The sequence below is a fragment of the Ensifer sp. EB106-03-01-XG145 genome, from assembly GCF_058792075.1.
Map to the genome: position 1 here is coordinate 31171 of NZ_JBYTEC010000020.1, position 24516 is coordinate 55686.

The 24516-nt window shown below is 58.9% G+C and carries 21 protein-coding genes; 13 read left to right on the top strand and 8 right to left on the bottom strand.

Translation table 11 applies throughout. The features are described 5' to 3' along the window. Positions 1 to 35 precede the first annotated feature (35 nt). The 7 genes from AC3WWH_RS29170 to AC3WWH_RS29200 all read left to right on the top strand — a co-directional run bounded on the left by AC3WWH_RS29170 (position 36) and on the right by AC3WWH_RS29200 (position 7850). Positions 36 to 1061 (top strand): glucokinase, encoded by a 1026-nt coding sequence (locus tag AC3WWH_RS29170; protein ID WP_245299231.1) that lies wholly within the window; start codon positions 36 to 38, stop codon positions 1059 to 1061. A 517-nt stretch (positions 1062 to 1578) separates the two neighbouring features. Then, positions 1579 to 2106 carry an Hsp20/alpha crystallin family protein gene (locus AC3WWH_RS29175; RefSeq protein WP_058323770.1) on the top strand — a complete coding sequence of 176 codons (528 nt, stop codon included), beginning with the start codon at positions 1579 to 1581 and terminating at the stop codon, positions 2104 to 2106. 68 nt (positions 2107 to 2174) lie between these two features. Then, a complete protein-coding gene (locus AC3WWH_RS29180) occupies positions 2175 to 3005 on the top strand; it encodes a universal stress protein (RefSeq protein ID WP_058323771.1) in 831 nt (276 codons plus the stop codon). A gap of 44 nt (positions 3006 to 3049) precedes the next feature. Continuing rightward, on the top strand, positions 3050 to 3493 hold the full coding sequence (locus AC3WWH_RS29185; RefSeq protein ID WP_058323790.1) for a baeRF12 domain-containing protein: 444 nt from the start codon (positions 3050 to 3052) through the stop codon (positions 3491 to 3493). A 61-nt stretch (positions 3494 to 3554) separates the two neighbouring features. Next, complete coding sequence (locus tag AC3WWH_RS29190) at positions 3555 to 4274, top strand: ABC transporter ATP-binding protein (RefSeq protein WP_197417414.1); 720 nt, start codon at positions 3555 to 3557, stop codon at positions 4272 to 4274. Between the two features lie 51 nt (positions 4275 to 4325). After that, on the top strand, positions 4326 to 6647 hold the full coding sequence (locus AC3WWH_RS29195) for an ABC transporter permease (protein ID WP_245299232.1): 2322 nt from the start codon (positions 4326 to 4328) through the stop codon (positions 6645 to 6647). 3 nt (positions 6648 to 6650) lie between these two features. Beyond that, positions 6651 to 7850, top strand: a complete 1200-nt coding sequence (locus AC3WWH_RS29200; RefSeq protein WP_058323773.1) for an efflux RND transporter periplasmic adaptor subunit — start codon at positions 6651 to 6653, stop codon at positions 7848 to 7850. A 19-nt stretch (positions 7851 to 7869) separates the two neighbouring features. Here the strand turns inward: AC3WWH_RS29200 and AC3WWH_RS29205 are convergent, their stop codons facing one another. From AC3WWH_RS29205 to argF, 5 genes are all read right to left on the bottom strand, one after another. Further along, the gene (locus tag AC3WWH_RS29205; protein WP_058323774.1) at positions 7870 to 8982 is read right to left on the bottom strand and encodes a site-2 protease family protein; all 1113 of its coding nucleotides are present in this window, start codon (positions 8980 to 8982) and stop codon (positions 7870 to 7872) included. Between the two features lie 50 nt (positions 8983 to 9032). Then, a complete protein-coding gene (locus AC3WWH_RS29210) occupies positions 9033 to 10358 on the bottom strand; it encodes a S1C family serine protease (RefSeq protein WP_058323775.1) in 1326 nt (441 codons plus the stop codon). 79 nt (positions 10359 to 10437) lie between these two features. Then, positions 10438 to 10989, bottom strand: a complete 552-nt coding sequence (locus AC3WWH_RS29215; RefSeq protein WP_245299233.1) for a hypothetical protein — start codon at positions 10987 to 10989, stop codon at positions 10438 to 10440. 47 nt (positions 10990 to 11036) lie between these two features. Continuing rightward, positions 11037 to 12632 carry an MBL fold metallo-hydrolase gene (locus AC3WWH_RS29220; RefSeq protein WP_058323793.1) on the bottom strand — a complete coding sequence of 532 codons (1596 nt, stop codon included), beginning with the start codon at positions 12630 to 12632 and terminating at the stop codon, positions 11037 to 11039. Between the two features lie 89 nt (positions 12633 to 12721). Beyond that, positions 12722 to 13717, bottom strand: coding sequence for an ornithine carbamoyltransferase (gene argF, locus AC3WWH_RS29225; RefSeq protein ID WP_058323776.1), 996 nt, complete (start codon positions 13715 to 13717; stop codon positions 12722 to 12724). A gap of 217 nt (positions 13718 to 13934) precedes the next feature. Between argF and AC3WWH_RS29230 the strand changes: the two genes are divergently transcribed. After that, entirely contained in the window at positions 13935 to 14378 is a 444-nt protein-coding gene (locus tag AC3WWH_RS29230; protein ID WP_058323777.1) for a hypothetical protein, read from the top strand. Positions 14379 to 14411: 33 nt separating this feature from the next. Here AC3WWH_RS29230 and AC3WWH_RS29235 read toward each other — a convergent pair whose 3' ends face one another. Further along, on the bottom strand, positions 14412 to 15152 hold the full coding sequence (locus AC3WWH_RS29235; protein ID WP_058323778.1) for a response regulator: 741 nt from the start codon (positions 15150 to 15152) through the stop codon (positions 14412 to 14414). Between the two features lie 125 nt (positions 15153 to 15277). Here AC3WWH_RS29235 and AC3WWH_RS29240 point away from each other — a divergent pair, with 125 nt between their 5' ends. The 3 genes from AC3WWH_RS29240 (at position 15278) to AC3WWH_RS29250 (ending at position 19195) form a co-directional block, all read left to right on the top strand. Continuing rightward, positions 15278 to 16018 carry a Crp/Fnr family transcriptional regulator gene (locus tag AC3WWH_RS29240; protein WP_058323779.1) on the top strand — a complete coding sequence of 247 codons (741 nt, stop codon included), beginning with the start codon at positions 15278 to 15280 and terminating at the stop codon, positions 16016 to 16018. Positions 16019 to 16035: 17 nt separating this feature from the next. Beyond that, positions 16036 to 17925 carry a hybrid sensor histidine kinase/response regulator gene (locus tag AC3WWH_RS29245; RefSeq protein WP_113398973.1) on the top strand — a complete coding sequence of 630 codons (1890 nt, stop codon included), beginning with the start codon at positions 16036 to 16038 and terminating at the stop codon, positions 17923 to 17925. A 436-nt stretch (positions 17926 to 18361) separates the two neighbouring features. Continuing rightward, on the top strand, positions 18362 to 19195 hold the full coding sequence (locus tag AC3WWH_RS29250) for a universal stress protein (protein WP_058323780.1): 834 nt from the start codon (positions 18362 to 18364) through the stop codon (positions 19193 to 19195). A 56-nt stretch (positions 19196 to 19251) separates the two neighbouring features. Here the strand turns inward: AC3WWH_RS29250 and AC3WWH_RS29255 are convergent, their stop codons facing one another. Then, positions 19252 to 19704, bottom strand: coding sequence for a pyridoxamine 5'-phosphate oxidase family protein (locus AC3WWH_RS29255; RefSeq protein WP_058323781.1), 453 nt, complete (start codon positions 19702 to 19704; stop codon positions 19252 to 19254). Positions 19705 to 19843: 139 nt separating this feature from the next. Between AC3WWH_RS29255 and AC3WWH_RS29260 the strand changes: the two genes are divergently transcribed. Then, positions 19844 to 20500: a BON domain-containing protein gene (locus AC3WWH_RS29260; protein ID WP_058323782.1), complete on the top strand. Its 657-nt coding sequence runs from the start codon at positions 19844 to 19846 to the stop codon at positions 20498 to 20500. Between the two features lie 31 nt (positions 20501 to 20531). After that, positions 20532 to 23207: a cation-translocating P-type ATPase gene (locus AC3WWH_RS29265; protein ID WP_058323794.1), complete on the top strand. Its 2676-nt coding sequence runs from the start codon at positions 20532 to 20534 to the stop codon at positions 23205 to 23207. On the opposite strand, the gene AC3WWH_RS29270 is transcribed toward AC3WWH_RS29265, so the two are convergent. Further along, entirely contained in the window at positions 23197 to 24447 is a 1251-nt protein-coding gene (locus tag AC3WWH_RS29270) for an MgtC/SapB family protein (protein ID WP_058323783.1), read from the bottom strand. The two genes, AC3WWH_RS29265 and AC3WWH_RS29270, sit on opposite strands and share 11 nt — an antisense overlap. Between the last annotated feature and the right edge of the window lie 69 nt (positions 24448 to 24516).

Here is a 24516-nt window from a genome sequence, read left to right on the forward strand (position 1 = left end):
CTAGCAGATCCTAAGCGCCAAGAAGGGGTCTGACCTTGACGGCCATCAAAGCGCATCCGGTGAACATTAGGCACAATGTTGCAAACGACACGGGAGGATCAGCGGTGGGCAAGTTGGCACGTCAGGCAATCGTCGCGGACATAGGCGACACACACACACGCCTCGCGGTCACGGATTATGACCGACTATCAATCGATCACTACGTACAGTTCGAGAACAACGCCTTTTCCTGCGTGACCGATGCGGTGGCGGCCTACATCCGGTCGACACCCGTGGCGTCCTCCGCGATCGGCGTCGCGGTTATTAACGGCGGCCCGGTCTCCGACCAGGATCGTCTTCAGCATGACTTGGCAAAGCAACTCGATTGGGGGCCTTCGCCGGTGCCTGTTTTAAAGGTCGAAGCCCTCGACGCGCTGGCATTGGCTCTACCGTATCTGACTTCACATGACACCAAGGTCATCAGCGGACAAAAGGTCGAAGCGAAATGGCCAAAGGCGATCATCAGCATCGGACAAGCGCTGGGCGTGACGTCTCTGACCCCAGTCGATGGCACGTGGAGCGCGCATCGCACTCACGCAGGAAGCATCTCCTTTGCCCCCCAGACGCGCTGGGAGTTCGAAATTCTCGAGCGCATCCGCTGCGATACGGACTACGTCTCGGTCGAGAACCTCCTGTCGGATGCCGGTCTTTGTCATCTCTATGAACTGCTGCTCGAAAGCGCTGGACAGGCCGTCCGCGGCTTGTCGGCTTCCGACATCATCGATGCGGCCTTAAACGGGAGCGACGCGGTGGCCGCGAAGGCCGCGGACAGTTTCGCCACGTGGCTAGCGAGGTTTGCAGGTGACATCGCTCTCCTCTATGATGCGCGGGGTGGTATTTATCTCTGGGGCCCCATTCCACGAAGAATGGAGAGAAGGCTGAAGGCGGAGCTGTTCCGGGCAGCTTTCGAAGCCAAGGGACGACGCTCGTCCTGGCTTGCCCAAATACCGATACTCCTCATCCGCAGCGACGATGCGGTCTTGAAAGGTGCGGCGGTCGCGCTCGCACGTCATTTGGGCTGAGCCGCCTGCTGTTTGCCGAACATCGGCCAAGCTCCAAGATCTGTCGAACTCAAAGGATCAGGATTTCGGGCCTGAGAATGACAGATCGCAGCAGGCTGCAGCCAAAGCCGTAGTCGGCTCGACGTCCACTTGCCTGTCTTTCAGAAGAACTCCCTTTATCAGGAGAACGCTGAAGAGCGATGCGATCATGAGAAGGATCAGGATCAGCAACAGCCACTTCAACAGGGCCGCCTGTATCTTATGCAGTGTATCCCGCCTTGCCATTTTGGAATCCCGTAATGCCGACCGCGATTCAAATAACGACACGAGAGGCGGGGCCTCGCATTGCGCTTCATCAAAACAACCACACTCCTGCTTTGACGGCCGTCAATGCGCTCCCTTCGCGAACGCGGTCTAATTGCAATGTCTGCTGGTCAGGCGGCAGCAATCAGCAAGGGTACGGCGACCAAGTCGATCCACCCCTCTGTCACACATGTCGCCCGCCACGCACCACGTCCATTCAAAGGAGAAAGCAGTCATGGCTGAGACAGAAACCAAACTTCCCGTCAAGGAAGAAGAAAAAGCAACCCGGCCCCGTCCAGAATCGTGGTTGCCTTTTGAAGGCCTTCGGGCCGAAATCGACCGTTTGTTCGATGACTTCACCCCGAGCTTGTGGCGTCGTTCCTTTTCCCCGACGAACATTCAGCGAGCATCTCTTCTGCCGACCTGGGCTATCGCGCCGGCCGTCGATCTCGTGGAAAAAGAGGCAAGCTACGAGATCACTGCCGAGTTGCCCGGCATCGAAGAAAAGGACATCGAGGTGAAGGTTTCCAACGGGAACCTGACGATCCGCGGCGAAAAGCAGGAATCAAAAGAAGAAAAGGACAAGGAATACGTACTATCGGAGCGACGCTACGGCTCGTTCCAGCGCACTTTCAAAATGCCTGAAGGCGTCAAAGCCGATGACATTTCGGCCACCTTTTCGAAAGGCGTTCTGACCGTCACCTTGCCCAAGAGCAACGAGGCTAGACAGAACGATCGCAAAATCCAGGTGAAAGCCGCTTAACAATCGAGCGTTCCGCTCTCGCAAGCGGCGCTTGCGAGAGTGGAACGCCGGCCTAACGGGAGGAAATCATGCCGTACAAAACCATTCTGAATGTGCTCGGCGAGGATCGAGCTGACGAGGATCTCCAGGTCGCGACGAAGCTCGCCGGAGAGGTGGGAGCTCATCTCAGCACCCTTTTCGTAACCATGGCGCCCGTGCCGACTGGCCGCTATCAGACCTTGTCACCCAGTTGGCTGGAAGTTCGCGAGCGCAACCTGGAGAAGCTTTCCGAACGCGTTACCAAGTTCCGGGAGCGCCTCGCAACGACCGAGTTATCGTTTGATGTCGACAGTGTGTACGCGGAAGTCGCTGGCCCCGCCTACGACATCGGCGAACGAGCCATTTACGCAGACTTGGTCGTGGCCGGGCCCGGCGTCTTTGCGAACGACGACTTGAAGTCGCAGGTCGTCAGCGGCGGGCTTTTCCAAGCGGGGCGACCCGTCTTATTCGTCCCGCGCGACGCGAACGCAACATTGAAACCGATGACGATATTGCTGGCGTGGGATTCGCGCCCAAGTGCGGCTCATGCCGCAAGAGAAGCGCTCGAAATGATGAAAATGGCTCAGTCCGTTCACGTCACAATGGTCGACCCAGTTGCTGCGTCGAGAGTGAGCGGTGACGAGCCGGGAGCCGACATCGCGACCTACCTCGCGCGCCACGGCGTCAACATCTCGGTCGAGACCCTGCCGAGCTCCGGCCGCTTCGTGACCGAAACTCTGTTAAGACATGCAGTGGACATCAACGCCGAACTGATTGTCATGGGCGCTTATGGGCATTCCAAACTGCTGGAGCTCATCCTCGGAGGTGTCACGAAATCCATGCTCAAGGAGGCAAATTTGCCAATCCTGATGGCGCATTGAACGGACGGATGTCCCAGACGTTCGCAGGTAGAAGGGGCATAGCCATGAAGCCGAGAATTCCGCCCGATTGCTGGGTTGTGGCATGTAACGGGGGCCGCGCCCTTGTCATGCGTAATGCGGGGAACGCTGAACACCTCAACTTTATTGTGATGGATTCCATCATAGACCTTGAACCACCGACGCGAATGCTCGGAAGCGATCGCGAGGGGAGAGTTTATCAATCGGTGGGCAACGCGCGAAGCAAGGTTGAGCAGACCGACTGGCATGAACAGGCTGAAGAGCGGTTTATCGACAACATTGCAAATAAAATGTCGGCTCTCGCACGCGATAAGGACATAAACAATCTCGTGCTTGTTGCGCCCCCGCGCGCGCTTGGCCGGTTGCGCAAACAGCTCGCCCCCCACGTACAATCCTTGGTCAGCGCAGAACTGGCAAAAGATCTCGTCAAGTTCGAGGTCTCGGATATCGAGAAATACTTTTCCGGTTGAAGCTTGAACGGCGCTGGCGTCAGGATCGCGTCCAATCGCTGCGCAGCAAAAGGGGTGATCGGTGGAAGACGAAAAGATGGCCGTCGCCCTTTCGGCGCGCCGCCTCACAAAGGTCTATCGGATGGGCGCCGTTGAGGTACCTGCCCTTCGCGGCGTTGATGTCGACCTTTATAAGGCAGAACTGGTTGTGCTGCTCGGACCGTCCGGAAGCGGCAAGTCCACCCTGCTCAATATCCTTGGCGGTCTCGACAGGCCCACCCGTGGTCAAGTCTGCTTTGGCGATGAGCCGCTCGCGATGGACAGCGAACGTGCGCTCAATCAATACAGACGAGATCACGTTGGATTCGTCTTTCAATTCTATAATCTGATACCGAGTTTGACAGCGCGCGAAAATGTCGCTCTCGTGACGGAGATCGCAAGGGATCCCATGCCCCCCGCCGACGCATTGACACTCGTCGGGCTGCGCGATCGCCTTGACCATTTTCCGGCGCAGCTTTCCGGTGGCGAACAGCAGCGGGTCGCGATCGCCCGAGCGATCGCGAAGCGACCCGACTTGCTGCTTTGCGACGAACCAACCGGCGCTCTCGACAGCAAGACCGGAATTCTCGTGCTCGAGGCCATCCTAAAGATCAATCGGGAGCTGGGCACAACCACTGCGCTCATCACCCACAATGCCGTGATCGCCGAAATCGCCAATCGCGTCCTTTATTTTGCGGATGGGCGCATCGTTGAAACGCGATGCAACACAACGCAACGCGCGCCCGGCGAACTCACCTGGTGAGTGGCGGCCATGACGAGCCTCGATCGAAAGCTACTACGACAGCTCTGGAGAATGAAGGTTCAACTTCTGGCAATCGCGTTGGTGATCGCCTCAGGCACGGCACTGCTGATCATGTCGCTGACAACCATCGAAGCACTTGAGGAAACGACAACCGCCTACTACGAGCGGACCCGCTTTGCCGATATTTTCGCTCACGCCAAACGCGTGCCCGAATACCGCAGCCGGGACATCGCGGAGATCCCTGGTGTCAGGCTTGTGGAAACACGGATCGACGAGCGTGCCATCCTCAACGTTGCCGGGTATCTCGAGCCAGTCGTTGCGCAAGTGATCTCCCTGCCCGACCGGGGGCCCCAGCTCTTAAATGCGCTCGTGCTCCGTTCGGGACGTTTGGTCGACCCCACCCGACCTGACGAGGTTGTCGTCAGCGAGCCCTTTGCAGAAGCCCATCGGTTGGAGCCCGGCGACAGTTTCGAAGCCATCTTGCGAGGTCGCAAGCGCACAATGCAGATCGTGGGAACCGCGCTCAGCCCTGAATTTGTGTACGCGATCGCTCCGGGGGGACTGATGCCGGATGACGAGCGCTTCGGCATTCTTTGGATGGGCCGAGACGCCTTGGCAGCCGCTTTCGACCTTAAGGCCTCCTTCAATAGCGTTGCGCTCAGCCTGCTGCCAGGTGCTGACGTCAACGATGTCATTCGACGGCTCGATGACATTCTTGGGCCAAACGGTGGCGTCGGTGCCTACAGTCGGGCCGACCAGACTTCAAACTGGTTCCTCGAAAGTGAAATCGCGCAACAGAGGAACCTGTCTCGGGTCATGCCGACCGTATTCCTTGCCGTGGCCGCCTTCCTAACGAACCTGGTGATGGCACGCCTCATCGATACCGAGCGCCGGGAAATCGGCCTGCTGAAGGCCCTCGGCTACACAAACTGGACGATCGGATGGCATTACTTCAAACTCGTGCTCGCAATAGGAACTGCAGGTATCCTGATCGGTTCGCTCATCGGCGCATGGCTTGGCCACTGGAACACCGAACTCTACACCAAATTCTACCGCTTTCCCTTCCTGCTCTATCGGCCTGGCCCGGCCGGATTCGTCGTGTCCGGTACAATCAGTGTGGCTGCAGCGTTCGCAGGCAGCCTCACGGCGACCTATCGTGCCGTTCGGCTTCCGCCGGCTGAGGCCATGAAGCCCCCCTCGCCGGCGGTTTATCGGCGCATGTTCGCATCGCGTACCGCGTTCGCCGGAACAATCGACGAGCCGACCCGCATGATCCTGCGTCGGATCATTAGATGGCCGGGGCGTGCATTGCTCACAAGCATTGGACTTGCGATGTCGACGGCGGTCATGATCATGGCTCTCCAATGGGTGGACGCAATCGACTCTCTTGCCGAAACCGTATTCGAACGCGGGCAACACCAGGATGCGACGATCGCCTTCAACGAACCCCACCCTCTCAAGACCGTCGGGGACTTCGAGAACCTCCATGGCGTGCTTTCGGCCGAGCCCTATCGTTACGTGTCCGCTCGCATCAGCCACGGGCATCTTGCCGAGCGCCAGGGCATAATCGGCGTACCGGGTGACGCTCTCCTTAGTCCCGTCTTCGACGTTTCGCGCGGGCGCCTCGAAGTCCCGCCTGGCGGACTGGTCGTCTCTCGCAAGCTCGCCGAACTGCTCCAACTTGAGATCGGCGATAGCGTCATCATCAAGCTCCTGGAGGGGCGCCAAGCTCAAGTCAGCGTGTGCGTGGTTCAAGTGTTCGAGACCTACATCGGCAAGCCCGCCTACATGGACATAAGCGCGCTCAATCGCCTTGCCGGAGACGGCCGTGTTGCAAGCGGTCTGCACATCCGCATCGACACGGCTGACCGATCCGGCCTCATGGCAGCACTCAAGGACATGCCTGACATAGCCTCCATTCAGTTTCGCCGCGCTGCCATCGATACTTTCTACAAAACGATGGGCGAGACGATCTTCATCTTCATCGGCTTCTTCGTTGTGTTTTCGATGACGCTCTCCGTCGGGGTAACCTACAATTCAATCCGCATCGCCCTCTCCGAGCGAGCGCAGGAGCTTGCAACATTGCGCATACTCGGTTTCACGCGCTGGGAGACCTCTTACATCCTTCTTGGAGAAGTCGGTTTGCTCACATGGCTCGCCGTTCCGCTTGGCGCCGCGATCGGCTTTGGCCTGGCGTGGTGGATGACGAGCGCCTTCGAGACTGAACTTTACCGTGTGCCGCTCGTGCTTCACGATGCAACTTACGGCAAAGCCGCCATCATCATGCTTGTCTCGGCATTGGTCTGCGCCGCAGTCGCACGCCGGAGGCTCGATCAATTGGATTTGATCGGCGCGTTGAAATCGAGGGAGTAGAAGGTGCGCACGGCACGAAAGCGACTGGCAATCTGGGGAAGTCTGGCGGTACTGCTGGTAGTCGGCCTCGTCTATGCGCTGCGACCCCAGCCGGTTCCGGTGGACCTTGCGACAGTGAAGACCGGCCCGCTGCGTGTGACGGTCGACGAGGAAGGGGAAACTCGCGTGCGCGAAGTTTACACACTTCATGCGCCCCTTCGCGGCCAACTGCAGCGCATAACCGCCGAAGCTGGCGATCATGTCAAGGCAGGAGAAACCTTGCTCGGTCAGATCGAGCCTGCAGCGCCAGCATTTTTGGACGTGAGAACGGAAGCGGAGCAACGAGCAGCGGTGGAAGCCGCGGGCGCCGCCTATAACCTCGCGGCCGCCGAGCTCAACAAGGCGAAGGCGGACCTCGCCTTTGCGGAGGCAGAACGGGGCCGCGCGCGCCAGCTCATGGCGCGCAACACGATCTCGAAGCGGACTCTTGACGATGCGGAGCGCGTCTACAACGTAGCCCAAGCCAACCTAGCCACGGCGGAGGCAGCGCTCAACGTCAGACGCCATGAGCTTAGCCAAGCACGCTCACGGCTACTGTCGCGCCAGGAAATCAGGAGCCGGAGCGGACCTTGCGAGTGTGTTGCGTTGATCGCGCCCGTGAATGGTGTCGTCCTAAGGGTCATGCGCCGAAGCGAAGGCGTTGTCGACGCGGGCACCCCCTTGCTGGAGATCGGCGATCCAGATGACATGGAGATCCTCGTCAATCTTCTCTCGGAGGACGCCGTCAAGCTCAAACCAGGTCAAAAGGCGTTCGTGACCAATTGGGGTGGGGAAGATCTCAATGCAATCGTGCGTCGGATCGAGCCATTTGGCCAGACGGAGGTGTCGGCGCTCGGCATCGAGGAACAGCGCGTCGATGTTGTCCTCGATTTCGCGGATCCGCCAGTTCGTTGGCGTGCGCTCGGCCACGGCTATCGCGCGGATGTTCAGATCATCCTTTTCGAGGGGCAGGTCCTCAAGCTGCCCCTGGGCGCGTTGTTTCGGCAGAAGGACCAATGGAGCGTTTTCACCATTGTGGAAGGCCACGCGCGATTGCGGTCCGTCGTCGTCGGTCACCGTAACAACCTGGAGGTGGAGATCCGGGATGGGTTGCCCCCCGGAGAGAGGGTCATTCTCTATCCGAGTGACCGTATCGCCGAGGGGGTTGCGGTCGTGGAGCGATAGACAGCTATTGGCTATGTGACTAGCTCGAGCGGCGAACATGGCTGCCCGGCTGAAAGCGCCCGTCGGCGTTGCGAAGCATCAGCAATTCCCCGATGGTCTCGTAATTCATGAGGCCGACAACGCGTTGGCTGCGATCGACTACAGGCACAGCAGGCGCGCTCGCCTCCTGCATAAGCCTCAGAGTCACGTCGATTGGGCACTGTTCATCGACCGTAGGGATGTCGCGACGCATCACCGTGATCACGGGTGCGTTAGCACCCCCTTCTCTCATCGCCTGGACGATGCTTTCGCGCGTCATCAGTCCTTCGAACCGGCCGACCTCGTTCAAAACGGGAAACTCGCTCTGGCTGGTTGCCAGCAAGAGCTCGACGGCCTCGCCGACACACGCCTGGGGATCCAGCGTCGCAAAGTCGGTGATCATCACGTCAGAGACGCTCGTGCCGGCGGAGAGTGCCTGAAGTTCGCTGCCTTGCGCTTCAGTCTCAGCGGAGAAATAGACGAAGATGGCAATCAGAATGAGCAATGGGTTGAAGAAGATGCCAAAGACTCCCATTGCTATGGCGATGACTTGTCCGGTCCGGGCCGCGAGTGTGGTGGCACGCGTCCACGGCAAGCGCCAGGCGAGCACTGCCCTGAGGACGCGCCCGCCATCCATCGGGAACGCGGGGATCATGTTGAATACAACCAGGAAGATATTGACGCCCGCGAGCCGGGCCAGGAAGTCAACACGAGGATCCTGAGGCGCGACCAGTTGGTCCCAGCCGAGGGTGCCCCCGACGGCCATGACGACGAGACCGGCGATCAAGACATTGACGAGCGGCCCTGCGATGGCAATCACAAACTCCTCAAGCGGCTTGTTGGGGTTGCGCTCCAACCGCGCCAGCCCGCCGATCGGCAGAAGAGTGATGTCTGGTGTCTTAATGCCAAAGTGGCGAGCAGCTGCAATGTGCCCGAATTCATGAAGCACCACACAGAGAAAAACGCTGATGACGAAGGCAATGCCCTCCCAGGCAGCCGGCGGACCACCGATCCGGTAGTGCATGACCCAGATCCAAATGAGCAGCAGGGCGAATGTTACGTGCACGCGGATTTCGGTCCCCGCGACGGAGCCCAGTTTTAAGGACCATTTCATGACGTTCTCTCGCTCTGATTTTACGATAGCCGATCGTCGAATGAATGCGCTTACGGAACCTCAATTCGATAAGCTGTGCCGGCGCGCAAGATATCGAAAGAAACTTTGCCATTTGCGGCGTCCAACAGGTCTTGAATACGAGGCGACGAGACGGCCGGCTCTCCGTTGATCGATGTCAGATAGTCACCCGCTCTGAGCCCAGCTGCATATGCTATGCTGTCGGACGGCACCTCCAAGAGAACCGGCCCGTTTGGCGTACACGCGCGCGATGCCGATGAAACCGGAAAAGCAAGGGTCACGGTGTCCAGGGCGCGATGGACCGGAGCACTTCGAACACTCGCGGCATCGGCAAGCGTCAGTTCCAATCTTCGCGTCCTTCCTTCACGCCGGATATCAAGAATGACCTGCGCATCGGGCGCCAGCAGGCTGACAGCATTCTTAAAAGCGGCCTCTGTCGAGACCGCGTGGCCGTTTAGCGCCGTCACGGCATCGCCGAGCTTCACCCCTTGCCTCTCGGCCGTCGAATTGCAGGAGAGCCGGTCAACGACCAGATCTTGCGTCGCGTCGATACCTACCTGCGAAAGGGTGACTGAAACACCAAGCCATCCGCGCCGAATTTCCCCGTCCTCGATGAGAGCGCGAACGATTTTGGACGCGAACTCGGATGGAATGGCAAAACCAATACCCTGGGCGCCTTCATTCGGCGGAGGCACCCCGCGTACCACGCCCAGAAGCTCGCCTGCTGCGTTGACAAGCGCGCCGCCGGAGTTTCCGGGGTTGAGTGCTGCGTCAGTCTGGATATAGTCCTCATACTCGTCGATACCTAGACCGGATCGCCCCAGACCACTAACGATCCCGAAAGTTGCGGTTTGCTCCAAGCCGAGCGGACTGCCTACGGCTGCCACGAAATGGCCAACCTTCAGATCGGACGAACGCCCCCAGTCAAGAGCGACTAGACCCGGTGCACTAATCTTGATCACGGCAAGATCAGTTGACCCATCACTGCCCACAATTTCGGCCTGCAGAACGCGGCCATCCTTTAGCGTCACCTCGATCTCGTCGGCATCGGCGATCACATGACTGTTTGTGACGATGTAACCGTGCTCGCTGTCGATGATTACACCGGAGCCTGTGACGGTGGCGCCGCTTTGCACAATTAGAACACCATCCGGAAGGCCCAGAATCTTTCGCACGTTCGCATCGTCCAGCAAGTCGTTCGTCAATATGCGGCTGGCAGTACTGCTGATACCGACAACTGCAGACCTTACTCGCGCCAGGCTGTCAGAGAAGCCGGCGTCAAATCCACTTGCTGGGGCCGACGAAGCGGCGAACGCGCAGATCGCGGCGGCAAGCAAGAACCTCAGGAAATTCTGCATATCCTGCACTCCTGATAACGATGTTAGGATCTCACCTATGCAAGCCCGCGCATTGACGCGCATCAAGGAAAACAGGATGTCAGAACGGCGGCACCCGCACTTCCGCTGCAGCCAGACGACGATAGAGCCGACGCCTTCGCATGATCGGCCACCAGTCGTAGAGAAATATCTCAAGCGCCCGCCAGTTTGCCACCCAACCGAAAATGACGAGGCTTTCGCTGGCGACACGCGAGAATGCGCCTTCGCCCGAGATATTGGTCACGAGCTGACCTGCGATCAAGCTGAATGCGAGGATCGGGACGCCGATGAACAAGGCTCGCCGGCCCTCCCTCAGAAGTTGACGCAACTCGCGACTGGCTTGCTTGGCGCGACTTTCAAAATTGTAGCGCATCGCGTCCTGGACGACACGTGTGACCGCCGTGTCGGCTTCCCCCGGGGGCAACTGCACGACGATTGCAATTGCTCGATCTTTAGGAGCCTCCTCTGCCCATTCGACAATGAAGCGCTCGGCATCCTCGTCCAGGTCCCGCTCATGGAAGGGTGTAGGATCAAGCGAATTGAAGAGCCGAGCCAACTGATCGATGCGGATCAGGATCGTATGGCGCTCGCCGGTTGATGATATCGCGTCCAACGTGTCTGCTCCAGGTCGATTCACTTGGTCGCTGGCTGCGCGGCGGCTCAAGCGTCCTCGTTCAGTGCCCGCCGCACGCGGCGAATGACCACGCCTCGCGCTTTGTCGTCGGCTGCCTTGGCCAATTCCGCTTGCAAGTCGAGTACCAGCGATTGAAAATCGTTGTTCCAGTCCATCCGCCCCGTGCGAAGTGGATCGATGCGTGGTGGGGCGACGCCTTCGGATACTTCGACCGCTCCCTTCGCCTCTAAACGGAATGCAGCATCCAGACGCGGACGTACCACCTTCTCCCCCGGCAGGAATGTCTGGAGCCGTTGCCTCAGCCCCTCCAGAGCCGCATCTTCACCGTGCACCAGGAATACGCCGGCGCCGATCGGCTCGCGCGACCGGACCCATTCTGCAAGCTCCCTGCCATCGGCATGCCCGCTATAGATGTCCAGCTTCCTGATGCGTGCGCGCACGCGAATGTCCTCGCCTTGGATGCGCACTACGGAGGCACCGTCCTCAAGAATACGTCCCAACGTGCCGGCGGCCTGGTAGCCGACAAGGAGTACCGTTCCCTCGTCCCGCCAAAGCCAGTTCTTCAGGCGATGCCTTATGCGACCGGCCTCGCACATTCCACTTGCGGCAATGACAATGTGAAAGCCCTTCATGTGATCGATTGCTTTCGACTGCTCGGGGGTCTCCGTGAACCGCACGTTCTTTGCTTGCAAAGCCTTGGCAAGCAGATCCCCGTTCTCGAGTTCTCGCACGTGTCTTCGAAAGATCTCGCTCGCGCGCGTCGCCAGAGGCGAGTCGATGATGATGGGACATTTTTCGATCTTGCCCGTGTCCATCAGGTAGACGAGATCGGTGAGAAGCTCCTGGGTTCGTTCCACTGCGAAGGACGGCACGATCAACGCGCCATTTGGATGGGCTGCTTCCAGCACTTCCGTGCGCAAAATGCGCCGCCTGGTTTCGTCTGTAGCGTCTTCCCGCTCGACGTCGCCGTAGGTGCTTTCGCAAACGACATAGTCCCAGCCAGTCGGTGCGGCCGCGTCATATTGAAGAAGCTTGTGACGTGGGCCGATGTCGCCTGAAAAAAGCAATCTGAGGGGCGTTGGGGACGTGTCCAGCTCGACTTCGACTGACGCTGAACCGAGGAGGTGCCCAGCGTTCCAGAACCGAAAGCGTACTCCGTCAGCCGCCCTCTCCCATGTGCCGAGGCGCACCTGCCTGAATAGCGTGACCGCGACAGCTGCATCACGAGCGCTGTAAATCGGCGTCACCGGTTGCCGCCCACGCCTAAGGTTCCGGCGGTTGAGTTGTTCGACTTCGCTTTCCTGGATATGGGCAGAGTCGGGCAGCATGACGGAGCACAGATCGGTCGTTCCCGGTGTTGCGAAAATTGGACCCTCGTACCCAAGTTTGGCGAGCTTCGGCAAGAGACCGGAGTGGTCGATATGGGCATGCGTCAGGATCACGGCGTCGATGCTGTCGACATCGAAGGGAAACGGACGATAGTTGAGCTCTTTTTCCGTTTTGGATCCTTGGAACAGCCCGCAATCAACAAGAACTCTTGTCGCGCCGAACTCAATCAGTTGGCAGGAACCGGTCACGGTGCCTGCGGCTCCATGAAAGCGAATGAGCGGTTGAGTGATCATCTGCACAAGCCTCATTTTGGTCGTCGGGCGCGAGGCCCCCAGGAACTGGTTGCTTCAACCGCAAGATCTCTGCTCGCACCGTGGCACGATCAATCGGCAAGCGTAGCCACGAGAAGTGCCTTGATTGCGGGCATGCGGTTCTCTGCCTGATCAAATACGATCGAGGATTTGGATTCAAAGACACCATCACACACCTCCATACACTCGACGCCGAAACGTTTGGCGATACGTGCGCCGGCCTCATCTTCCCGCCAGTGCCAGGCGGGTAGACTGTGCATCAGCTTTGTGTGCGGGTTGTCGGTTGCTTCCATTACATTCTCTCTAACGGCAAAGGGCGCAAGCTGCCTCACCCGCTCGGCCCAACGAACGTCTCCCTCGGCAAACCAGGGAGCGGTGCAAATAAAGTCAGCCCCGAGAATGCCGGTACCGACGTGCTCCAGCACGGTTATCTGGCTGCCACTATCCCTTGCCACCGAAGTCACACGTTCGACGAAGGGTGCTTCCGGCCAGAAACTCGGTGGCGAAACGATGCGAAGGTCGATGCCGAGCTTTGAGGACGCCACTGCCAGAGATCGTGCGACGTTGCTGCGTCCATCCCCAAGGAAGGCCACGATCATGTCATTGAGAGGCTTGTCGCTGCATTGCTTCATTGTCACAAGGTCGGCCAAAGTCTGCATGGGGTGTGACTCGTCCGTCATTCCATTGAAGACAGGCACGCGCGCCCATTTGGCGACCTCTTCTACGGCAGCTTGGGAATGCCCGATATATCCGATTGCATCATACAGCCGACCGAGGAAACGAGCGTTGTCCTTGATCGACTCCCGATGTCGCGTATAACCGGTTGACGGTCCAATCAACGTAACATTCGCACCTTGGTCGTGGGCTGCAACTTCAAAGGCGGCGCGCGCGTGGATCGAATCTCGCTCGCACACGAGCGCGACGTTCTTGGTGCTCAATTGCCTGACCTCGGTGCCAATCCGCTTCTTTTCCTTCAGATCCGTGGCGAGCCGAAGCAGGAAATGGATTTCCTCGGGGGTTAGGTCACCAAGGGTGAGCAAGCTGCGACCGCGCAGATCGACCGACATGGCTCATACTCCCTATTGAGGCGTTATTTCAGACAAATAAAAGACAGATATCAGTTGCCGGCATTGATGCTCGTCAATGACGGCTTCCCGGTTCACAGGAAAACTGCCCTCATTGTGAACCGCGCCACCATCCTGGAGAAGAGCCTGCAATCGCACGGCAACAAGGTCCGGGGCCGCCCGGTTGGTTCAATCCGATCCACTCATCGGGAAGGATATCATGGCTTCCGCCTATGTCGTCGCCCCAATCAAAGCAGCACAGGTCGAACGGGCCTACTGTCTCATCGACGCCGCGGGCTACGACATCGGCCTTGATGCATGGCGGCGAATCTGCGCGGCGGCTCTCGCGCGAAAGTACCCCTCCCCCTTTGTCGAGGAGATTGCAGTTGCCGAAAATTCGCTGGGTTACGTCAAAGGTATCGCCATTCTACATGTGAGGCATCATGAGCGACTGGGCCGATATCTCTCCGTTCCGGTTTTTGTCATAGCTAGCGCCGGCGACACGCGTGGCGTCTGCGGTGCCCTGCTCCGATACTTGAGCGCAATGGCGTTCGATAGACATTGCGGCGCCATTCATGTCGCAAGTCTTGCGCCGGATCGATGGCCGGTTGCCAACGGAAGCTGTGATGAGGAGCCCGACGGGATAGTTATCCCGCTGCGCTGAAATCTGCGCGAGCGGTCGATGGAGACGGGTAGCCTAAGCGTCCTGTTTCATGGTGCGCGCACTGAACACATAGCCCACTCCGCGGACGGACTTGATCAGTTCGGGGCGGCGCGGATCCCTTTCGATCTTCCGGCGCAATCTCGCTATCTGGGCGTCGATCACACGGTCATAAGCCTCCAGTGACCTGCCACGTGTCAAGTCCATCAACACGTCGCGTTTAAGGACGCGGCCGGCATGTCTCACTAAGGTGCAGAGCATGTCGAACTCCGCCGTCGTCAAGGCGATCTCCCCGCCGTCCTTAGATGTCAACCGACGACAGGCGACGTCGAGACGCAAACCTTCGAAACAAAAGGTCTCGCTCGTTTGGACTTCAGGAACCGATGCGGGAGGCGGCCGCCGACGGCGAAGCGCGCTCCTCACGCGCGCAAGAACTTCGCGAAGGTGGAAGGGCTTCGTGACATAGTCATCGGCTCCGATTTCAAGGCCAACCACACGATCGACCACGTCGTCCCGGCCGGTCAACATGATGATGGGAATGTCGGAATGGGCACGAAGCTCGCGGGCCAGTGACAGCCCATCTTCTCCGGGAAGCCCCAGATCGAGCAAAACGATATCCACATGAGCCTTCTCAAGCTTGTTGCGCATTTCCCGACCATCGCCGGCAAGGGTGACGCGATAGCCTTCCCCTTCGAAATAGCGTGACAACATCTGCCTTATACGTGCATCGTCATCCACGACAAGAACAAGCTCCGGCTCGTCTCGAGCGTTTGCCATAACCTTCCCCCCGAAGTGCTGTTACATTCCGTCACACTATAGCACCAATTGTTGCAGGCGCGTCGATGCCGGGTCACGCACAGATGTTGAAATCCCCCCACTCAGCGTCAGATGGAGGATGCGCGATGACCCTTCAATCAGTAGCTATGCAGGGCGGTCCTGGAGCATTGGAGCGCTCTCTTCCTCCCCCGGAGCTATCGTCGGTCTTCAGTTTCCAACCGATCATCGCGGCTGTGCCGGGCCAAGCATTGTTCTGGGAAGGGGACGATGCCAAATTCGTTTTTCAGGTTGAACACGGTATGCTGCGCGCATTGCGCCTGCTTGCCGATGGCCGTAGGGTTATCGTAGGCTTTCTGCGTCCCGGTGATCTCCTGGGTGTCTCTCTTAAAGACCGCTACGTCTATACGGTCGAAGCGATTACCGACGTGAGATTGCGGCGATATCCCCGTCGTCGCTTTGAAGACGAAGTGGCACGCCAACCGCACCTTCGAGCGCAGCTCTTTTCCAAGCTATGCGACGAAATGACTGCGGCCCAGGACCAGGCGGTGTTGCTGTCGCGACGCAGCGCCGACGAGAAGGTCGCCAACTTCCTGCTTATGATGGCGAGAGACCGAGACGCCGAACGGACCGACCACGTCGATCTACCGATGACCCGGCTCGACATTGCCGATTACTTGAACATGACCATCGAGACGGTATCTCGCACCATAACGAAATTCGCGAGCAACGGTGTCATCGCTGCGCCCGACCGGCGCTCGATCATAGTCTTGAAAAAGCATATGCTTCAATCGATCGCGGATGGTGAGGATTGCGATCTTCGTCCGGCTGCGATGTCTAACAGGATGGGGCGAAGCTGCTTCGCTTGAGCACGTGGCGGTTGATGATGACGCAAACGACGGTCGGCAAAATCGTTGGTCTCCTCGAGGACGCGAACCTGATCGTGCATGAGACTAGCGGAAAGATCAGTCACTGGAGCAAAGGCTGCGAGCGACTATACGGTTGGCCACGGGCTGAAGCGCAAGGTGAACTGATCCACCACCTGCTCGCCACGACATTTCCAGAGCCAGTCAAAAACATCCGCAAGAAGGTTGAACGACACGGGTCATGGTCCGGCGAACTGGCACAAAAGCGCAAGGATGGAAGCAAGGTCTTCGTTGCGAGCCGCTGGGTCGGTCTTCCAAACGGTGAAAGCGATCTTATCGTGCAGATTGACAGCGATATCACCAACTTGAAACACGCCCAGGCCGATCTTGTTTCGCGAGAGGCCCATCTTCGGTCGATCCTTGAGACGGTGCCCGAAGCAATGGTGGTGATTGACGAGACGGGGCTGATCACTTCTTTCAGCGCGGCGGCGGAACGACTGTTCGGCTTCACCGAGAGCGAGGTGCGCGGCGCGAACGTGAAGATGCTGATGCCGTCTCCGGACCGCGACGCGCACGATCGCTACTTGAATAACTATCTGCGCACCGGCGAGCGTCGGATCATCGGAATAGGGCGAGTTGTGACGGGCAGGCGCAAGGACGGTACAACCTTCCCTATGGAATTGTCCGTCGGAGAAGCCCGATCAGCCGGGGGCCGGATCTTTACCGGCTTCATTCGGGACCTGACCAGCCGCCAACGTATTGATGAGGAGTTGCGTCAGGCACAGAAAATGGAAGCGGTCGGGCAACTTACCGGCGGACTCGCGCACGATTTTAACAATCTGCTGACGGTCATAACCGGCAACCTCGAGATGATCGAGGCGCGCCTTGAGGATCAAGACCTTAGGCAGCTTTTGCAAGAAGCACAGGCCGCAGCCGACGACGGCGCAAAGCTTACAGCGCAACTGCTCGCCTTTGGCCGGCGTCAACCCCTTGCTCCAAAACTCGTCGACGTGGGCGGTCTCATCTGCAATTTCGCGAATCTTCTGGGGCGAACGCTGGGCGAAACGGTGGAACTATCAACATTGGTTCGTGGCTCTGACAACATTGTACTCGTCGATGTCCCTCAACTTCAAAACACTCTTCTGAACCTTGCGCTGAATGCGCGCGATGCAATGCGAGGGGGCGGACGGCTCACTATCGAGGTGTCGAAGGCGAGCCTCGATCAGGACTACGTGCTTATGTATCCAGATGCCCGGATGGGACACTATATCCTCGTTACCGTCAGCGATACGGGGGTGGGCATGTCGGAAGATGTCAGGCGCCGCGCATTTGAGCCCTTTTTTACGACCAAGGCGACCGGAGCGGGAAGCGGGCTCGGTCTCAGCATGGTTTATGGCTTCGTCAAGCAATCAGGCGGCCATGTCCAACTTTATAGCGAACCTGGCCACGGCACCAGCGTACGGCTTTTCTTACCGGCGGCGAAAGGAATATCGCCGGCCGACGAGGAAAACTGGCCGAAGGATCCTCAAGCCGAGCCCATACCACACGGACACGAGACCATTCTCGTAGTCGAGGACGACGCCCGCGTCCGCCGCGTTGTGGTAGCGCGTCTTTTAAACGCCGGTTATGGGGTCGTCGAGGCCGAGACAGGCGCCGAAGCCCTTCAGCTCCTCGCAGACCACCCGGAGATTTCCCTTGTGTTTACGGACATGGTCATGCCTGGCGGGATGACCGGTAACGAGCTCGCCCAGCACGTTCGCAGATTCCGCCCGGAGATGAAGATACTCGTAACGTCGGGTTACGCGGCCCCGAGCCTCGCAGAAGAAAGGCTGCCCGAAGGTGCTTCGTGGCTGCTTAAACCCTATACGGCGAGAAAACTCGCAAAGCGACTTCGCGAACTGCTCGACTGATGCCGTCGCCTGGATCTCGTCCGTCAGCAAACCAGGCTGATCTGTCTGCATGCGGCACAAGTCCCGGTATTGTGGATGGAGGGAGGAGACAGGAGATCGCCGCGATGACGGTTCGCAATCCTCACTACGTGGTCAACCTGCGAACCATTTGAACGGTTTTGCCAATTCCACAAATGATCCACGACCTGTTCCTGCATCGTCCTTCATGGAAATTTTCCACTTCTTCGAAATGCGCGAGGCGCTGGCCGGACAGCTATCCTACGTATTTTACTGTTTCGACCTCGATCCAGCCCTTCCGAACTAGCCGCGCCAGCGGCAGACGATGGTCGCGAAATGCTGAGTTCCCGAGGATGGGTCTTTGATTGCCGTCAATGCCGTTTGTAAGACCGTGCGTAGATTGGCTGATAGCCCAAACATCAATTCGGGAGATCAAGCAATGACCTACAAGACTGTCCTACTGGTTGCTGATGCCGAAAACTATGATATCGATCTGAGAACCGCGGCAGATCTTTGCGTGGCAGGGAACGCGCACCTGTCCGTTTTTCTTGTGAAGCTTGCCGCCCCTGTGCCCCTCGGTGACTTCGCGGCGATGTCGGTCGCGTGGCTGGACGTGCGCGCCGGCGATACCGAGAAACTCGGCGACGCCGTTATGGATTCCCGCGCAACCCTGGAAGCACTTGGCATCTCGTTTGATGTCCACGGGAGCTACCCTGAGGAAGCGTGGGCGGAGGATGAGATCGGAGAGCGGGCACGGTACGCTGACGTGACGTTGATCGGGACAAGCCTCAAGGCGAGTTCGCGGCTTCGCTCGCACGCGATTGAGGGTGCGCTATTTGGTTCGGCCCACCCAGTCCTTCTATCTGGCAACCGCCAATCGGTGACGCTGGCGCCGAAAAAGATCCTCCTTGCATGGAACTCCACCATCGAAGCCACCAGAGCCGCACGCGAAGCGCTCGAAATGATGAAGACCGCCGACAGCGTCAACGTTGTGCTGGTCGATCCCAAGGCTGTGCCGGCGAGGAACGGGGAAGAACCGGGGGCGGATGTTGCGACCTACCTTGCTAGGCACGGCATCAAGGTCACCGTGGACAGGCTTCCGAGCGCCGGGCGCCAGGTCAACGTGGTGCTCTTGGAGCATGCGCTGGACACCGCGGCGGACCTCATCGTCATGGGCGCCTATGGCCATTCACGTGTTCGCGAACGCATGTTCGGGGGCGTTACCAAGGCCATGATCGAGTCCCCGGCAGTGCCGGTGTTGATGGTTCATTGAGCCACCTGAACAAAAGACAACACGTGCGCCGCCTCGAGTGGCGCACCTTTTCAGTTTCAAGTCTCACTTGCACAACACGCCCTCCCAGTCATTTCGAGTATATCGATACTGAAGAAGAGGTGCGGGTAGTGGCCGGACACTTCTTGCGGAGCCGGTTTCAGGCCGCCTGGCTCCCACCAGTTTACTCTCTTTTCGAGAAGGGACCAGGCGTGCAGGTACTCCCGGTGCCACTGACCGGTCGGGGCAAGTTCCTGATAACGCCCGTAGATCACGACGCTCTTCCATTCGCCTCCCGAACTTGCATGTATCTGCAAGCAGACATTGGGATTCTTGCGCATCCAGTCGATCTTTCGTCCGGGCATGGAAAATGCGTAGAGGCAGTTCCCGGAGTAGGCATATGTGATTGGGACAACGTAGGGCTTGTCGTCCAGGCAACAGGCAAGGCGCGCCACATGGCCTTCCTGAACGACACTGCTGCAGTCGTGGCGGGACATTTCCTTGACGATCATGATCCGCCTCCTTGAACTCACCTCTCGAAATTAAGTCTTCGAGTGTCGCCGCGCTTTGATGCCCCTCAAAGACCGATGGCCGATGATGGAGCACACTCTTGGCGCAAACCGGACGAGCAGACCTTTGGAGGTGACCCCCATGAGCGACATCAGTTTACGACAGGATATTCTCGACGAACTCGAGTATGAGCCCAGCATCGATGCCGCAAACATCGGCGTCACGGTTGATAACGGAATCGTGACCCTGACCGGTCATGTCCACAGCTTTGCCGAAAAGCACGCCGCTGAGCACGTTGCTCAACGAGTCAAGGGCGTACGCGCGATTGCGGAGGAAATCGCCGTGCGGTTGCCCGCGCACAAGAAGGCCGCCGATGACGAAATCGCAAGCCGTGTCTTGAAAATTCTCGACTGGGGCGCGGCTATTTCCGAACCGAACGATATCCAGATCAAGGTGGAGCAAGGGTTCGTCACTCTTGTCGGCACCGTTGACTGGTATTTCCAACGCTCTGCGGCCGAACACTCGATACGCCAACTCTCCGGTATAACGGGCATCGATAATCAGTTGAGAATTCGACCGAGGATGGATGTCGTCGACATCCGGCATGGCATCAAGGAGGCCTTGAGGCGCAATGCCGAAATCGAGGCCGAGGACATAGAGGTCGAAGTCTCCGGTAGCCACGTGACCTTGCGCGGGAAAGTCCAAAGCCCGCGTGAGCGCATCACGGCCGAGCAGGCTGCCTGGTCCGCAAAAGGAGTGAGCGGCGTAACGGACTATCTAACCGTATCCGACAAATAGGCACCTTCGCACTTTGCCAAAAGGGGCCATGATGTCCGATACGATGCCCCCGAGCCTCACTCGGCATGAGGAGAATGCCAGCGTCTATACCGGGCTGACGAGCGGGGAAGCCCACACCCGGCTGGCAAAATACGGCTCAAACGCCCTGCCCGAACCGAGGGCAGGGTCGCTGGCCGTAACCTTCGTGCGCCAGTTCCGTAGTCCACTGATCTACATTCTGTTGGCCGCGGTGTTGGTGTCGCTTCTGCTAGGCGATGTGAGGGACGCTTCCTTTATTGGGATCGTACTTGTTGCAAACGCCATCGTCGGGACCATTCAGGAACACTCTGCCGGCCAGGCAGCATTGGCGTTGCGCAAACTCGAGCAACGGAAAGCCAGCGTTGTGCGAGACGGGCATTTGGTCGAGCTCGACACACGACTGATTGTGCCGGGCGACCTGGTCGCACTGGAATCCGGCGGACGCGTGCCAGCAGACATGCGACTAACCGTGGTTGACGGTCTCTTTTGTGATGAGTCCTTGTTAACAGGCGAGTCGTCGCCAGTTAGAAAGTCGCAAGCTCCGGTTTCCATCACAGGCGACGAGCAACGACGCCACATGGTATACGCTGGTACCCTCGTCACACGCGGGCGCGCACGTGGCGTGGTCGACGCGACGGGCAAGAACAGCGAAATCGGCAAGATCGCAAGCGATATCGGGAAGGCGCCCCTTGCGAAATCGCCGTTGCTGATCCGGCTTGAGGGCTTTTCGAAACTCATTGCCTTGGTCGTCGCAACCGTCGTGGTCTTGCTGATACTTGTCGGGGTCGCCCGCGACATGCCGCTGAGCGATCTGTTCATGATGGCCGTCGGGCTGGCCGTGAGCGCAATCCCCGAGGGCCTCCCGATCGCGATCTCGGTCGCCTTGGCGATCAGCATGCGTCGGATGGCCAAGAAACACGTCATCGTTCGCCGCATGCCGGCCGTCGAAGCACTTGGGTCATGCACGATAATCGCAACCGACAAGACCGGAACACTGACGCTTAATGAGTTGACGGTCACCGACATTCGCCTACCCGATGGAACCGACCTTTTCTGCGACACGCATGCCGATATCGAGTCCTGTCACATCCGCGGGAAAGACACGTCCCCGGACCAGGCGCGTGATCGGGCGACCGCCCTTCTTCGAGCTGCCTCGCTTCCGAATGAAGGATCGCTCGTAAGGGGTGAAGATGGGTGGACCACTGTTGGCGACACGGTCGATGTCGCGCTGCTGGCCGCCGCACATAAGGCGGGCCTGCCGCGAGAGTCGATTGAGGATAATTATCCTCTGGTTGCCCGAATCCCCTATGAGCCGGAGATCAAATATGCCGCATCATTTCATCGACATGGCGACGTGCTGCGCATCTTCGTGAAGGGAGCGGCCGAAACCCTCATCGCAATGTCGGACCGAATGGAGATGAACGGCCGCGCGGTAACGATCGACCGCGACAGGCTCTTGCGTCAGAAGGAAGAAATGGCGGCCCGAGGCCTGCGCGTACTGGCTTTTGCAGAAGGCGAAACCGCCATCGAAGATAGTGGCGGATTCGGCCGCCATCTCCTTGTCGATCTGGTCTTTCTGGGGCTCGTCGGCATGCGGGATCCAATCAGACCGGAAGTGCCAGAAGCCATCCGCAACTGCCACGGCGCAGGCGTTCAGGTGGTCATGCTCACCGGTGACGATCCTAAGACCGCCTCGGCGATCGCCGCTGATGCGGGCCTCACCTTCACGATAGATCAGGTCGTCACTGGCGAAGAGGTGAGCCTGGCCGAGGAGCGAGGGTACGCAAGCCTCGACGCGCTCGCCCGCCGGGGCCGCATCTATGCACGCATCGCTCCCTCGCAGAAACTGGCGATCGTTCGCGCGCTTTCGCGCAACGGACACTTCGTCGCCGTCACGGGTGACGGGGTCAACGATGCGCCTGCACTGAAGCACGCGCATATCGGTGTGGCAATGGGGCGCAAGGGCACGGACGTCGCCAAGGAGAGCGCCGATATTATCATCACGGACGACAATTTCGCGTCAATTGTCAGTGCCATCAAGGAAGGTCGCGTCGCCTACGCCAATATCCGCAAAGTCATCTTCATGCTCGCTTCCACGGGATCGGCGGAACTCGTGCTGTTTCTTTTGGCCGCCGCCCTGGCACTGCCGATGCCGCTCCTCCCGGTGCAACTCCTCTGGCTCAATCTTGTCACGAACGGCATCCAGGACGTCGCTCTTGCAAGCGAAGGACCTGAGGGCGACGAACTCTCACGCGCCCCGCGCAGGCCGAATGAGCCAATATTCGATTGGGTGATGATCCGCCGTCTCTGCCAGACGACGCTTGTCATGGGAGGCGGAGGTTTCGCGATGTTCTACCTCGCTCTCCAACAAGGCCACAGTGAAAGCGATGCCCGCAACATGCTCTTGCTGCTGCTTGTTCTCTTCGAAAATTTCCAGACCTTTGCAAGCCGATCGGAACGAAAATCCGTGCTCGCGCTCGGCGTGTTTGGCAACCCGCTCCTGCTCTTCTGCATTGCCGCAGCCTTGGGTCTCCACATCATCGCCATGCATGTTCCGCTTGTCAGTATTACCCTTCAGGTTTCACCGATGGAACCGGCTGAGTGGGCAATGCTTCTCACTGCCGCCTCTTCTGTCCTTTTCACCATGGAATTCGACAAATGGCGGCTCCGGGGCAAATCTACTGCATAGTCAAGAAATAGGCGCTGGCGCCGGCTGCTGCGGCAACAAGCGAGACGAGGCCGAGTAGCACCCAGTATCCTGCTGTACCGGATAGGATCGCCACGAATATTCGGCCCCCGGCATTGACGAGCGCGGCTGCCAGCACGGCGGCGCCGACAGTTGGCAAGGGCATTGCTCCGCCAACGGAGCGTAACGCGGTCAGTACGGCAACGTCGACGTCGAAGATGCCAGATGCCGCCGAAATGCCAATCAGGCTGTTGTTGCCAATCCTCGCCACCACTGCGGCGCCAAGTGTCGCCGTGGCGGCAAAAAGACTGGCAAAGATAAGGAGCGGCATAAGTTCAAAGGGATTTCGTGCATCGACGTCTTTACCTGCACCGGGCGCCCTTTTTATCATCAAAAGGCTCCCGCACACGACGAATACGACACCTGCCGTCAGCAACGGCGGCACTACGAGCGGAAGAAGCCGCGGTGATAGTGCAAGGACGATAACGAGTACGCGCAACAATGAAATAGCCGCAGCGACACTTGCCGCGCCTGCCAGCGGCCAAGCCGGCTCCCCGGCGCGCACTTTCTGTCCAAAGCTTGCCGTGACAGCAGTAGAGGAGACAATCGCGCCCGTAAGACCGCTGACAAGAAGCCCGCGCGTCGATCCCAGTAAGCGCGTTGCAACATATCCAGCGAAGGAGATAGTGGCGCTCAGAACCGTGAGAAACCACACCTCGCGGGGATTGAAGCCGCCCCAGGGGTCGATCGTCTGGTTCGGCAGAAGCGGCAATACGATGGCGGTCATCACCGCAAGAACGAGAGCGGAACGCAGTTCCGGCCAGGTTAGCCGCTTGAGGAGATTGTGAAGAAGCTCTCTGCTTGCAAGTACCGCTGCAAGTGCGGCTCCTCCGGCAGCTGCTGCCTTGTAGTCGCCCGCAACCGCCAGCCCGCCCAAGGAAAAAACGCACAATCCGGCGACGACACTGGTCACGCTGAAATCTTCATCGCGCCGAGCCTCACGTAACTTGAACCAGGTCAAGCTCATCGTGAAACCCAGCAGACCCGCAGCAAAAACGAACGGGTTCTGCTGGGTTTCCGACACGGCCGCAATGATACCGCCAAGCAGGCCGGAAATCCCGAAGGTTCGAATGCCGGCAGTTCGGCTGCCTTCCGGCGCATCCCTCTCGCGCCATCCCCGCTCCAACCCGACGAGGAGTCCAATTGCGAGTGCGAGCCCCAGACGAAGGATAAGCGTTTCCATTTTGCACTGCTCCAAGGGTCCTCCCTCTGAGATTGACCCGTCTCACTTTTGAACAGCGAACTTCGATCC